Origin of the sequence: Streptomyces sp. NBC_01408, from assembly GCF_026340255.1 — a bacterium.
GTDB lineage: Bacteria > Actinomycetota > Actinomycetes > Streptomycetales > Streptomycetaceae > Streptomyces.
In genome coordinates, this window is sequence record NZ_JAPEPJ010000001.1 from 444,040 (window position 1) to 457,145 (window position 13,106).

The 13,106-nt window shown below is 67.6% G+C and carries 10 protein-coding genes; all 10 read right to left on the reverse strand.

Translation table 11 applies throughout. The features are described 5' to 3' along the window. Positions 1-9 precede the first annotated feature (9 nt). Positions 10-1,026 (reverse strand): ABC transporter permease, encoded by a 1,017-nt coding sequence (locus tag OG447_RS02005; protein WP_266934438.1) that lies wholly within the window; start codon positions 1,024-1,026, stop codon positions 10-12. Further along, on the reverse strand, positions 1,019-1,942 hold the full coding sequence (locus OG447_RS02010) for an ABC transporter permease (protein ID WP_266934439.1): 924 nt from the start codon (positions 1,940-1,942) through the stop codon (positions 1,019-1,021). Before OG447_RS02010 ends, OG447_RS02005 begins: the two co-directional genes overlap by 8 nt. Before the next feature lie 30 nt (positions 1,943-1,972). After that, the gene (locus tag OG447_RS02015) at positions 1,973-3,604 is read right to left on the reverse strand and encodes an ABC transporter substrate-binding protein (protein WP_266934440.1); all 1,632 of its coding nucleotides are present in this window, start codon (positions 3,602-3,604) and stop codon (positions 1,973-1,975) included. 106 nt (positions 3,605-3,710) lie between these two features. Then, entirely contained in the window at positions 3,711-4,592 is an 882-nt protein-coding gene (locus tag OG447_RS02020) for a GNAT family N-acetyltransferase (protein ID WP_266934441.1), read from the reverse strand. A 164-nt stretch (positions 4,593-4,756) separates the two neighbouring features. After that, on the reverse strand, positions 4,757-5,809 hold the full coding sequence (locus tag OG447_RS02025; protein ID WP_266934442.1) for an ABC transporter ATP-binding protein: 1,053 nt from the start codon (positions 5,807-5,809) through the stop codon (positions 4,757-4,759). After that, positions 5,802-6,851, reverse strand: a complete 1,050-nt coding sequence (locus OG447_RS02030) for an ABC transporter ATP-binding protein (RefSeq protein WP_266934443.1) — start codon at positions 6,849-6,851, stop codon at positions 5,802-5,804. Before OG447_RS02030 ends, OG447_RS02025 begins: the two co-directional genes overlap by 8 nt. A gap of 51 nt (positions 6,852-6,902) precedes the next feature. Beyond that, positions 6,903-7,823 carry an ABC transporter permease gene (locus tag OG447_RS02035; protein ID WP_266934444.1) on the reverse strand — a complete coding sequence of 307 codons (921 nt, stop codon included), beginning with the start codon at positions 7,821-7,823 and terminating at the stop codon, positions 6,903-6,905. A 21-nt stretch (positions 7,824-7,844) separates the two neighbouring features. Then, positions 7,845-8,768, reverse strand: coding sequence for an ABC transporter permease (locus OG447_RS02040; protein WP_266934445.1), 924 nt, complete (start codon positions 8,766-8,768; stop codon positions 7,845-7,847). Between the two features lie 196 nt (positions 8,769-8,964). After that, complete coding sequence (locus OG447_RS02045; RefSeq protein WP_266934446.1) at positions 8,965-10,617, reverse strand: ABC transporter substrate-binding protein; 1,653 nt, start codon at positions 10,615-10,617, stop codon at positions 8,965-8,967. A 439-nt stretch (positions 10,618-11,056) separates the two neighbouring features. Next, complete coding sequence (gene typA, locus OG447_RS02050; RefSeq protein WP_266934447.1) at positions 11,057-12,961, reverse strand: translational GTPase TypA; 1,905 nt, start codon at positions 12,959-12,961, stop codon at positions 11,057-11,059. Positions 12,962-13,106: the final 145 nt, after the last annotated feature.

Here is a 13,106-nt window from a genome sequence, read left to right on the forward strand (position 1 = left end):
CGGGGCTCCTCAGCGCAGCTTGGGGTCGAGGGCGTCGCGCACGGCGTCGCCGAGCATGATGAAGGCGAGCACGGTCAGGCTGAGCGCGCCCGCCGGGTAGAGCAGCATGTGCGGGGCGTTGCGGATCTGCGGGGCCGCGTTGGAGATGTCGATGCCCCAGGAGACGGTGGGTGGGCGCAGGCCCACGCCGAGGAAGGAGAGCGTGGCCTCCAGGGCGATGTACGTGCCCAGGGCGATGGTGGCGACGACGATGACGGGCGCGACGGCGTTGGGCGCGACGTGCCGCAGCAGCAGCCGGGCGTTGCCCGCGCCGAGGGCCCGGGCGGCCTGGACGTAGTCGTGCTGTCTGGCGGTGATCACCGAACCGCGGGCGATGCGGGCGATCTGCGGCCAGCCGAGCAGGATGATGAAGCCGACCACCGGCCAGACGGTGGTGCTGGTGACGACGGACAGGAAGACCAGGCCGCCGAGGATCACCGGGATCCCGAAGAAGATGTCGGCGACCCGGGAGAGCAGGGAGTCGCTCCAGCCGCCGAAGAAGCCGGCGAGCCCGCCGAGCGCGGAGCCCAGCAGGGCGGCGCCGAGGGTGGCGCACACGCCGACGGTGATGGAGGCGCGGGCCCCGTAGACGGTACGGGTGTACACGTCGCAGCCCTGGGTGTCGTAGCCGAAGGGGTGGCCGGGGGCGGCGCCCTGCTGCGATTTGGACAGGTCGCACTGGAGCGGGTCCCCGCTCGCGATGAGCTGGGGCCAGATCGCGATGACGACGAGGAAGAGGATCAGCAGCCCGGAGAGGATGAAGACGGGTTTGCGGCACAGCTGGTGCCAGGCGTCGGACCACAGGGAGCGGGCCCGTTCCCGCGGCGGCGCGCCCGGGCCGGGGCCCGGGTCCTTCTCCAGGCTCTCGGCTTCCTGCAGTGCGAGGTCCATGACGCCCCCCTGGCCGGTGGGTGAGATCGCCTCGTGCGGGCGGGGGCCCACGGGGTCGTAGCCGCCGGGGCCTTCGGGGCTCTCGGGCTCAGGCATAACGGATCCTCGGGTCCAGGACCGCGTAGAGCAGGTCGACGAGCAGGTTCGCCAGGAGGAAGACGATGACGAGGATGGTCACGAATCCGACCACCGTGGGGGCGTTGTTGCGCAGGATGCCCTGGTAGAGCTGGTAGCCGACGCCGTGGATGTTGAAGATCCGCTCGGTGACGATGGCCCCGCCCATCAGGGCGCCGATGTCGGTGCCGATGAAGGTGACCACGGGGATGAGGGAGTTGCGCAGCAGGTGCCGGGTGACGACCCGGCGGCGCGGCAGGCCCTTGGCGACGGCGGTGCGCACGTAATCGGCTTTGACGTTCTCGGCGATCGAGGTGCGCGAGAGGCGGGTGACGTACGCGAGGGAGACCAGGGCGAGGACGATGCCGGGCAGGATCAGTTCGCTCCAGGGCGCTTCCGGGGAGACGGTGGGCCGGACCCAGCCCCATTTGACGCCGAAGAGGTACTGGAGCAGATAGCCGGTGACGAAGGTGGGCACGGAGATCACGACGAGCGTGAGCACCAGCACGCTGGTGTCGACGGACCTGCCGCGGCGCAGGCCGCTGACCACGCCGAGGGTGATACCGACGACGATCTCGATGACGATCGCGACGATGGTCAGGCGCAGGGTCACGGGGAAGGCCGTGGCCATCAGCGAGGTGACCTCCTGGCCGTTGAAGGCCGTGCCGAAGTCGCCCTGGAAGATCTGGCCCATGTAGTGGAGGTACTGCTTCCACAGGGGCTGGTCGAGGTACAGGTCCTTGCGGATGCGCGCGGCGGTGGCGGGGTCGGGTGCCTTGTCGCCGAAGAGGGCCGCGACCGGGTCACCGAGCGCGTACACCATGAAGAAGATCAGGAAGGTGCTGCCGATGAACACCGGGATCATCTGGAGCAGCCGCCGGATCACATAACGTCCCATGGACTGCTCCAGGATCGATCCGAGGGTTGGTCAGCTGACCTTGATCTGGTCGTAGACCGGGACGCTGAACTGGTTGAGGGTCACGTCCGAGAGCCGCTCGGAGTACCCGGCGCTGCCGTTCTGGTACCAGAGCGGGATGGACGGCATCTGCTCGGCCAGGATCTTCTCGGCGTCCTGGAAGGTGGCGGTCGCCTTGGCCGCGTCGCTCTCCTGGTTGGCCGCGTCGACGAGCTTGTCGAATTCCGGGTTGCTGAACTTCCCGTAGTTGGAGGAGGCGCCCGTGTAGTAGAGCGGTTCGAGGAAGTTCTGGATCAGCGGGTAGTCGGCCTGCCAGCCGGAGCGGAAGGGGCCGGTCAGCTTGTAGGAGCTCTGCTGGTTGCGGAAGTCCGCGAAAGTGCCGACGGGGTTGACCGTGCAGACCGGGCCCTCGCCGAGGGCGTTGTTGATGCTGTTGCAGACGGCGTCCATCCATTCGCGGTGCGAGCCGGTGTCCACGTTCGAGGTGAGCGTCATCTTGCCGCCCGGCAGGCCGCCGCCCTCCTGGATGAGCTGCTTGGCCGCCACGGGGTCGAAGGTGCAGGCCTCTCCACAGGCGGTCGCGGAGAAGCCGCCCTTTTCTCCGAGGGCCGGTGAGGTCCAGTCCTTCGCCGGGGTGCGGGTCTCGTGGAAGATCTGCTTGGTGATCTCGTCACGGTTGACGGCCATCGAGATGCCGCGGCGGACCTTCTCCATGCCCTCCTTGCCCCACTGGGGGTCGTAGAGGGGGAAGGTGAGGGTCTGGATGATGAGGGCCGGCTGGTTGATGTACCGGTCGCCGAGGTCGTCCTTGACGTTCTTCAGCTGCTGCGCCGGCACGTCGTCGACGAGGTCGAGGTTCCCGGAGATCAGGTCGGTGTACGCGGTGTTGTTGTCGGTGTAGACCTTCAGGTCCACACCGTTGTTCTGGGCCTTGTCCTCACCGGGGTAGCCCTCCCACTTGCGCAGCTGCATGCCGGTGCCCTTGGTGTAGGAGTCCACCGTGTACGGGCCGTTGCCGACGGGCTTGTCCAGCCAGCCGGCGTGGTCGGTGAAGAAGGCCTTGGGCAGCGGGGAGAAGGCCTGGTAGCCGAGGGTCTCGGGCCAGGTGGAGAACTTCTCCTTCAGTGCGACGGTGAAGGTCTTGGGGTCCTTGACGACGAGTCCCGACATCGTCTTGGTCTTGGGTTCCCCGGATGCCGGGTGCAGGTCCGCGTAGCCGACGATGTCGGAGAAGAACGGCGCGTTGTTCTGCTTGTTGCGCACGTCCGCCGCGTAGTTCCAGGCGTCCACGAAGGACTGGGCGGTGACGGGCTCGTCGTTGCTGAACTTCCAGCCGTCCTTCAGGGTGATCGTGAAGTTCTGGCTGTCGGTGGTCTCGAACTTCTCGGCGAGCATGTTCTTGGCCTCGCCGGTCGTGGGGTCGTACCGCTTCAGGCCCCGGAAGAGCATGTCGAGGACCTTGCCGCCCTGCACCTCATTGGTGTTGGCCGGCTCCAGCGGGTTCTGCGGGTCACCCCAGGAGGACGAGACGACTCCCGCACCGCCACCGCCTCCGCCGCTGTCGCTGCCGCCGCCGCAGGCCGTCGCCGCGAGGGCGACGGCCACCGCACATGCGGCCCACTTGGCGTGGGTGGCTCCGCGCATGGAGTGCCTCCTAGGGTCCCAAGACTCACGTAGGGGCCAATGTCACCCTATGTGGGGGCCCCCACACGCCTCGTTCGACCGATTGCACCCGCGCGCCCTGCGCCTGTCACCCCTGCGAGTGCAAAGGCAGCTCCCAGGTGTCGACCGCGTAGTGCAGGCCCATGCCGTGCGCCTCGTAGAGCGCGAGTGCGCCGGTTTCGTTGCGGGTGTCCACGCCCAGGCCTACGGTGTCCCGGCCGCGCAGCTGCTTGTGCACGCCGAGGTGGCTGACCCAGCCCATGCTGGTGCGGTCGTCGCGGGTGAGCAGGACCGCTACGTCGCCCCGCCCGGGCAGGCTCGCGATCCAGACGAGGGACCAGTCGAGGTTGCGGGCGTCCAGGTGGTCCAGCCAGGCCTCGTAGGCGCGGTCCACATGGCCGAAGTGCGCCGCGAACGTCTCCTCCACCAGGGCGTGGGCCCGGCGGCGGTCGGCCTCGTCGGCGGCGCAGTGGCGCAGGGTGAGTCCGGCGGGCGGGGCGGGCGGGAGGTCGGCGGCGGGGGTCACCGTACGGGTCATGACCTGGTAGTGGCGGATGGTCCGGTAGCCGCGGCCGCGCAGGAGGCCGAGGTCGAGGGTGGGGGCCACGTTGAGCTGGAGCCGCAGGACGCCGGGGCCGGGACCCGCGGCCATCTCGCGGGCCCTGGCCTCCATGAGCTCCAGGAGCCGGACGGCGGCCTCGTGCTGGTCCGGCAGTACGTAGTGGTCCCCGTCGACGCGGCCGGGTCCGGAGTCCGCCCAGACCATGGCGTAGGCCACGAGGCGGCTGCCGTGGAAGGCCAGCCAGGAGTCGGTGGCCAGGTCGGCGTCGGGGTGGTGGAGGTCGGCCTCGACCGTGCCCAGGTCGGTCTCCGGACGGCCGATCTCGATCATGTCGACGGCGTTGAGGAGGGCGCAGATGTCGGACGCGTCCCCGGGTCCGGCGGGCCGGACGGTCAGCATGGCGGTCATCGGCCCACTCTCGGCCGGGGCCTCGGGCGGGCGCAACCGACTTTGGCCGCGGCACCGGACACCGCGGGCCCGGCCCGACCCGAAAGGCAGGCCGTGAACGCCGGGGCGCCCGGTACCGGAGGAATCCGGTGCCGGGCGCCCTGGGGGACGTACGCCTGCGGGGGTCAGACGGCCAGGATGGCCTTCTCCTCCGCGAAGTGGCAGGCCGACTCGTGCGCGGCGAAGGTGTCCTGGCCCTTGAAGCGCTCCGGGATCGCCAGCAGCGGCTCCTCGGTGGAGCACTTGTCCTGGGCCTTCCAGCAGCGGGTGCGGAAGCGGCAGCCCGACGGCGGGTTGGCCGGGGACGGGACGTCGCCGGTGAGGATGATCCGCTCGCGGCCCTCGCGCGCGTCCGGGTCGGGGACCGGGACGGCCGACAGCAGCGCCTGCGTGTAGGGGTGCGTCGGGTGCTCGTAGATCTCCGTGTCGGTGCCGATCTCGGCCATCCTGCCGAGGTACATGACGCCCACGCGGTCCGAGATGTGCCGGACGATCGACAGGTCGTGCGCGATGAAGAGGTAGGACAGGTCGAACTCGTCCTGGAGCTTCTCCATCAGGTTGATGACCTGCGCCTGCACCGACACGTCGAGCGCGGAGACCGGCTCGTCGCAGATGATGATCTCGGGCTGGAGGGCCAGGCCGCGGGCGATGCCGATGCGCTGGCGCTGGCCGCCGGAGAACTGGTGCGGGTACCGGTTGATGTACTCCGGGTTCAGGCCCACGACGTCCAGGAGCTCCTGGACCTTGCGCCGGCGGTCGCCCTTGGGAGCCACCTCGGGGTGGATCTCGAAGGCCTCGCCGATGATGTCGCCGACCGTCATGCGCGGGTTCAGCGAGGTGTACGGGTCCTGGAAGACCATCTGGATGTTGCGGCGGACCACCTTGAGGGCCCTGCCGGACAGCTTGGTGATGTCCTGGCCCTTGTAGAAGACCTCGCCGGCCGTGGCCGTCTCCAGGTTCATCAGCAGCTTGGCGACGGTGGACTTGCCACAGCCGGACTCGCCGACGATGCCGAGGGTCTCGCCCTTGTAGAGGTCGAAGGAGATCCCGTCGACCGCCTTGACCGCGCCGACCTGCTTCTTGAACAGGATTCCCTGGGTCAGCGGGAAGTGCTTGACCAGGTTGCGGACCTGGAGGATCGGCTCGCGCTCGGTGGCGTTCTTGGTGAGCTCAGCCATGGATCTGCTCCTTCCAGAAGTGGCACGCGCTGCCGCGGCCGGGCAGTTCGGTGCCGTCCTGCTCGGTGACCTGGTGCAGTACGGGGATCTCGGTACGGCAGAGGTCGGTCGCCTTGGGGCAGCGCGGGTTGAACGCGCAACCGCTCGGGATCCTGAGCAGGTTGGGCGGCAGGCCCTTGATCGCGTAGAGCTCCTGGCCCTTCTGGTCCAGGCGCGGGATCGAGTCGAGCAGGCCGCGGGTGTACGGGTGCGACGGGCGCTTGTAGATCTCGTGGACCGGAGCGGTCTCGACGATCCGGCCCGCGTACATGACCGCGATCTTGTCCGCGACGTCGGCGACGACGCCGAGGTCGTGGGTGATCAGGATCATGCCCATGTTCATCTCGCGCTGGAGCTCCGCGAGCAGGTCCATGACCTGGGCCTGGACGGTCACGTCGAGAGCCGTGGTGGGCTCGTCGGCGATGATCAGGTCCGGCTCCAGGGCGAGGGCCATGGCGATCATGATGCGCTGGCGCATACCGCCGGAGAACTGGTGCGGGTAGTCGCCCACGCGCGCCTTGGCGGCGGGGATCTTCACGCGCTCCATGAGCTCGATGGCCTTGACCCTGGCGTCCTTCTTGGACATGCCGCGGTGCACGGTGAACATCTCGCCGAGCTGGTCACCGACCGAGTAGACCGGGTTCAGGGAGGACAGCGCGTCCTGGAAGATCATCGCCATCTTGTTGCCGCGGAGCTTGCGGCGCTCCTCGTCGGACATCTTGAGGATGTCCTTGCCGTGGAAGCGCACCTCGCCGCCGGCGACCCGTCCGGGCGGGCTGTCGAGGATGCCCATGACCGCCTGGGCGGTGACGGACTTGCCGGAGCCGGACTCGCCGAGCACGGCGAGGGTCTCGCCGGAACTGACGCTGTAGCTCACACCGTTGACGGCCTTGACGACCCCGTCACGGGTCTTGAACTCGACATGGAGGTTGTCCACCTCCAGCAGCGGGGTGCCGGGACGGGCGTCCGTCTCCGTTCCGCTGAGAATCTCCGACGTGGTCACGCCGCCACCTTCGTCCTGCTTGCTGATGTTGTCTCGGAGCATCGGGCGGCCCTACCGCAGCTTCGGGTCGAGCGCGTCACGCAGGCCGTCGCCGACGAAGGCGAAGCCGAGCACGGTGACGACGACGAAGAGGCTGGGGAACATCCACAGGTAGTCCTGGACCCCGATGTACGCCTGGCCGTCGGCGAGCATGTTGCCCCACTCGGGGATGTTGACCGGGACGCCGGCGCCGAGGAAGGACAGGGCGGCCACACCGATGATCGCGGTACCGACGTTGAAGGTCGCGTAGACCAGCACCGCGGTGAGCGAGTTGGGCAGGATGTGCTTGCGGATGATCCGCGGGCCGCTGGCGCCGAGCGCTCTGGCTGCGTGCACGTAGTCCATCTCACGGACCGACAGGATCGAGCTGCGCAGCAGCCGGGCGACGGTGGCCCACGAGAAGATCGCCAGCGAGATAATCACTGGCGTGATGCCCCGGCCGGTCACCAGAATGATGACCATGGCACCGATGAGCATCGGGAACGCGAGGAAGACGTCGGCGATACGCATGATGACCGGGTCGGCGAACCGGGCGAAGTAGCCCGCGACGGCGCCGAGCAGGACACCGATCAGCACGGCGAAGAAGATCGACGCGAGACCGACGAGCACGGCGATGCGGGTGCCGGCTATGAGGCGGGAGAACACGTCGCGGCCGAGCGAGTCGGTGCCCATCAGGTGCTCACCGCCCGGGCTCGACAGGGTGTTCATGAGGTCCTGGTCCTGCGGGTCGTACGGCGCGATGAAGTCGCCGAACGCAGCCGTCAGGAACAGCAGGGTGACGATGCACAGGCCGACGACGGCCAGCTTGTTCTGCACGAAGCGGTGGCGGATCTCGCCCCACTGGCTGATCTGCTTGGGGGCGGCGGACACGACGGCCTTCTCCGGCGCGGGGGCCTCGTCCCCGAGCGCCGGGCTCTTGACGAGCTCAGTCATGGGAAATCTCCTTGGGGACGGTCAGCTGAGGCGGATGCGCGGGTCGAGTGCTGCGTAGAGCATGTCGACGAGGAGGCTGAGAACAATGAAGATGCCGACGCTGTAGGTGACCACGCCGATCACGATCGGGTTGTTCTGCTGCTGCACCGCCTGGACCAGCGCCAGACCGGCACCGTCCCAGTTGAAGATCGTCTCGGTGATCAGCGCGCCGCCGAGCAGGGCGCCGAAGGCGATGCCCAGGTAGGTCACGACGGGGATGACCGAGTTGCGCAGGACGTGCTTGAACAGCACCCGTCGGCGCGGCAGGCCCTTGGCCACCGCGGTCTTGACGTAGTCCGCGCGCAGCACCTCCAGCATGGTGCCGCGGGTGAGACGGGCCACGAAGGCGATGTCGACCAGGGCCAGGGTGAGCGCGGGAAGGATCAGCGCGTCGAAGGAGTCCCCATCGATGGGCAACCACCCTAGCTCCAGCGCAAGGTACTTCTTCAGGAGGAAGCCGATGACGAAGGTGGGGAAGCCGACCAGCGCGGTGGTCAAGAACGTCGTGGTGACGTCGAGTGCGCTGTATCTGTACAGCGCGGCGATGATGCCCACACCCATGCCGAAGATGGAGATGAGAACGATCGCGAAAGCGGCCAGCTTTGCGGTGTTGGCCAACTTCGGACCGAGGATCTCGGAGACCTCGCGGCGCTGGATGTAGTCCTCTCCGAGGTCACCGGTCGCGACCTTCTTCACGTAGTTCACATACTGCTCGGGCAGGGACTTGTCGAGTCCGTAGCGCACACGGAGCTCGGCGACCACCGCGGGGTCACGTGCCTTGTCACTGCCCGCGATCGAGCCCACGGGGTCCCCGGGGAGCACGAACAGACACGTGAACAGAACCATGGTCGCGCCGATGAGCGTGATGACCATCTGCCCGAGGCGACGGGCGACGTACCTTCCCATGTTTTGCCTCTCTACCTGGCCGCTTCTGGGAACAGCGGCCTCCGGCCCGTGCTACGGACCGGCTCTCTGCGGGCGGATGAGACCCGCGAATGTGAGGGGTGCCGAAGTAAGAACGGCCTGCTGAGCGGGGCCGCGGCCCACCGGGTCTCCGGGGGCCGCGGCACTGTCGCTCCTGGCGGATCTACCGCCGGACCGGCTACTTCTTGAGCTGGATCTTCTCGAGGATCGGGTCCTCGTTGAAGTTGATGTCTTCCAGACCCGTGAACTTGTCAGTCGCCATCAGGCGGAACTGGGAACGGTTGAAGGTCGGGATCAGCGCCATGTCGTCCATGGCCATCTTCTCAGCCTGCTTGTAGAGGGCAATGCGGGCGGCGTCGTCCTTGGTGGCACGGGCCTGGTCGATCAGCTTGTCGAACTCGGGGTTGTTGTAGCGGGCACGGTTGTCACCGGTGACCTTGCCGTTCTCGTCCTTGGCCATCGAGGTCGAGTGCAGCAGCGGGAAGAGGAAGTTGTCCGGGGTCGGGTAGTCCGCACCCCAGGCGAAGCGGTACATGCCGGTGGCCTGCGGGGTCTTCTGCTCCTCGAGCAGACCCGGGAAGTCCTTGCCGTCCAGCTTGACCTTGACGCCGAGGACGTCCTCGATCTGCTTGGCGAAGGCCTGGACCCACTCTTCGTGGCCCGCGCCGGTGTTGAAGAGGAACTTGATCTCCGTGCCCGGCTTCAGGCCGCCCTTCTCGGCGTGCTCCTTGGCCTTGGCGGCGTCCTGCTTGATGCAGGAGGTGCAGAGGTCCTTCTGGTAGGCCGAGGGGATGGCCGGCGGCACGATGGTCGTCGACGGGGTCTGGAAGCCCTGGAAGACACCCTTGGCGACGGCCTCGCGGTCGATCGCGTAGGAGATCGCCAGACGGGCGTCCTTGTTGTTCAGCGGCGCGGTGTCACCGATCGGCAGAATCCAGTTCATGCCCATGGTGTCCTTGGCCAGCCACTTGCCCTGGGCCTTGAACTTGGTCTCGGCCGTCTTGAGCTGCGGGACCGGGATGTGCGCGTAGTCCAGCGCACCCGCCTGGAACTGCTCGAACTCGAGCTGGTGGGCGGTCTTGTCGTTCAGGAGCTTGATCTGGACCTCGCCGAGCGAGGCCTTCTCCAGACCGTAGTCGTCGTTGCGGACGAGGGTGATCTGCTTGTTGTGCTCCCACGCGCCCTTCATCTTGAAGGGGCCGTTGCCGACCGGGGACTCGCCGAACGCCTTGTCCTCTTCGCCGACCTTGGCGGTCGTGGGGACGGGGCTGTACGCGCCGTGCGCCGTCTTGAGGACGAACTCACAGTCCGCCTGGGACAGGTCGACCTTGATGGTCGAGGCATCCGGAGTGGTGACGCCGCTGAACGTCTTGGCAGCACCGTCCTTCAGCTCCGCGTAGCCCTTGATGTCCGCGAAGTGGTACGCGACGTCGGAGGCGGCGGCCTTGTGCGCGGCACGCGCCCAACCGCGGCCGAACGCCTCGGCGTTCACGTCCTCGCCGTTGGAGAACTTGGTGCCCTGCTTGACCTTGAAGGTCCAGGAGGTGCAGTTGTCGTTCGGGGTGGCCGACTCGGCGAGCGCAGGCTCGGCCTTGCCGTCCGGCGTGTTGGCGTACAGGCCCGTGAACAGGGCGTTGGAGACCAGGATGCCCGTGGACTCGTGCGCACGGCCCGGGTCGATCGTGTCCGGCTCCGTGTTGCCCATACGGAACACGCCGCCGGCAACACCCCCGTCGCCCTTGTTGTCCTTGTCGCCGCTACCACAGGCGGTCGCGGCCAGGGCGACGACGATCGCGCCCACGACCCACTTGGCGCTCTTGGCACCACGCATGGGTTTCCTCCTCATGAGTCCACTGATTGGCTTGAGGGGCAAAAAACATCGCCGACACCCCTGACGGCGAATGATTTCCTGCCCATAGTGTGCTCGTGAGTCGGCGCACTCCCCACAGCGCGTGACCCATTGACCCGAGCTCAATGGAGCCATCCTCGGCGACACCCAGACCGTAAACCACACTTAAGTGGTCTCGTTTTCACAACATCGATCCCCGCCAGAAACCCGAAATCCGGACAAAGGGATCAGAGACAGACACCCGCGAAACGGACGGTTATGACGTCATCCGGAGTGTCACGGTCGGTATGCGGACACTGGAGCCCAAATATTCGTTTGACAAACGCGAACAGCCCCTCCCGTCATGGGTCTCCATGACGGGAGGGGCTGCTCCCTGTCCGGCGCAGTCCGGCCGCCCTCAGGGGGCCGGACTACTCGGTTACTACTTCCCGGACTTGGCGCGCGACGCGGTGCGCGAGCGGTCCTTCTGGTCCAGGACGACCTTGCGGATGCGGACGGCCTCCGGGGTCACCTCGACGCACTCGTCGTCGCGGCAGAACTCGAGGGACTGCTCCAGGGAGAGCTTGCGGGGCGGCACCACGTTCTCGGTGTTGTCCGCGGAAGCCGCACGCATGTTGGTGAGCTTCTTCTCCTTGGTGATGTTCACGTCCATGTCGTCGGAGCGCGAGTTCTCGCCGACGATCATGCCCTCGTACACCTCGGTGCCGGGGTCGGTGAACAGGACGCCGCGCTCCTGGAGGTTGATCATCGCGAACGGCGTGACCGAGCCGGCGCGGTCGGCGACCAGGGAACCGTTGTTACGGGTCACCAGCGGGCCGAACCACGGCTCGTGGCCCTCGTGGATCGAGTGGGCGATGCCGGTGCCGCGCGTGCCCGTGAGGAACTCCGTACGGAAGCCGATGAGACCGCGGGACGGGACGACGAACTCCATGCGGACCCAGCCGGAGCCGTGGTTCGACATGTTGTCCATGCGGCCCTTGCGGACGCCCATGAGCTGCGTGACCGCGCCCATGTGCTCCTCGGGGACGTCGATCGTCATGCGCTCGACGGGCTCGTGGACCTTGCCGTCGACCTCCTGGGTGACGACCTGCGGCTTGCCGATGGTCAGCTCGAAGCCCTCGCGGCGCATCTGCTCGACCAGGATGGCGAGCGCGAGCTCACCGCGGCCCTGGACCTCCCAGGCGTCGGGACGCTCGGTGTCGAGGACGCGGAGCGAGACGTTACCGACCAGCTCGCGGTCCAGACGGTCCTTGACCTGGCGGGCGGTGACCTTGCGGTCCTTGACCGCGGACTTGGCGTCCGCGCCCTTGCCGCTGCCGCCGCGGCCGACCATCGGGGAGGTGTTCGTACCGATGGTCATGGAGATGGCCGGCTCGTCCACCGAGATCAGCGGAAGCGCGATCGGGTTCTCCGGGTCGGCCAGCGTCTCGCCGATCATGATCTCGGGGAAACCGGCGACCGCGCAGATGTCACCCGGGCCCGCCACCTCGGCCGGCTTGCGGGTGAGCGCCTCGGTCATCATCAGCTCGGTGATGCGGACGTTCGAGATGGAGCCGTCACGCTTGATCCACGCGACGGTCTGGCCCTTGCGCAGCTCGCCCTGCTCGACACGGACCAGCGCGATGCGGCCGAGGAAGTTGTCGGCGTCCAGGTTGGTGACGTGGGCCTGGAGGGGGGCCTCCTCGTCGTACACCGGGGCCGGGACGTGCTCCAGGATGGTGGAGAAGAACGGCTCCAGGTTGGTGCTGTCCGCCGGGACGGTGCCGTCCTCGGGCTTGGTCAGCGAAGCCACGCCGTCACGGCCACAGGCGTAGACGATCGGGAACTCGATCTGGTCCTCGTCCGCGTCCAGGTCCAGGAAGAGGTCGTACGTCTCGTTGACGACCTCGTCGATCCGGGAGTCCGGGCGGTCGGTCTTGTTGATGCAGAGGATGACCGGCATCTTCGCCTGCAGGGCCTTGCGCAGGACGAAGCGGGTCTGGGGCAGCGGACCCTCGGAGGCGTCCACCAGCAGGACGACGGCGTCCACCATCGACAGACCGCGCTCGACCTCACCACCGAAGTCGGCGTGGCCGGGGGTGTCGATGATGTTGATCGTGATGGGCGCCCCGCCGTCCTTGGGGTGGTACTTCACCGCCGTGTTCTTGGCGAGGATCGTGATGCCCTTCTCACGCTCCAGGTCGTTCGAGTCCATCATGCGGTCGTCGAGGTGCTGGTGGGCGGCGAAGGCACCGGCCTGCTTGAGCATGGCATCGACGATGGTCGTCTTGCCATGGTCGACGTGGGCGACGATGGCGACGTTACGGATGTCGTGGCGCGTGGGCACTTCGGCGCTTCTCCCGGGATCGTGGATGGCGTCGCGTACGGCCTGGCACGCGCGCCTCGACCGGGCGAAAACCTGCCACGGCCTTACCCCATGGTACGTCGCGCAGCGGGAACCGCCTGCCGGGGGGTCTGTCAAGAGGCCGTAC

Coding starts and splice junctions, on each gene's coding strand:
- OG447_RS02005 (WP_266934438.1), bottom strand. CDS start 1,026: ATGCCTGAGCCCGAGAGCCCCGAAGGCCCCGGCGGCTACGACCCCGTG.
- OG447_RS02010 (WP_266934439.1), bottom strand. CDS start 1,942: ATGGGACGTTATGTGATCCGGCGGCTGCTCCAGATGATCCCGGTGTTC.
- OG447_RS02015 (WP_266934440.1), bottom strand. CDS start 3,604: ATGCGCGGAGCCACCCACGCCAAGTGGGCCGCATGTGCGGTGGCCGTC.
- OG447_RS02020 (WP_266934441.1), bottom strand. CDS start 4,592: ATGACCGCCATGCTGACCGTCCGGCCCGCCGGACCCGGGGACGCGTCC.
- OG447_RS02025 (WP_266934442.1), bottom strand. CDS start 5,809: ATGGCTGAGCTCACCAAGAACGCCACCGAGCGCGAGCCGATCCTCCAG.
- OG447_RS02035 (WP_266934444.1), bottom strand. CDS start 7,823: ATGACTGAGCTCGTCAAGAGCCCGGCGCTCGGGGACGAGGCCCCCGCG.
- OG447_RS02040 (WP_266934445.1), bottom strand. CDS start 8,768: ATGGGAAGGTACGTCGCCCGTCGCCTCGGGCAGATGGTCATCACGCTC.
- OG447_RS02045 (WP_266934446.1), bottom strand. CDS start 10,617: ATGCGTGGTGCCAAGAGCGCCAAGTGGGTCGTGGGCGCGATCGTCGTC.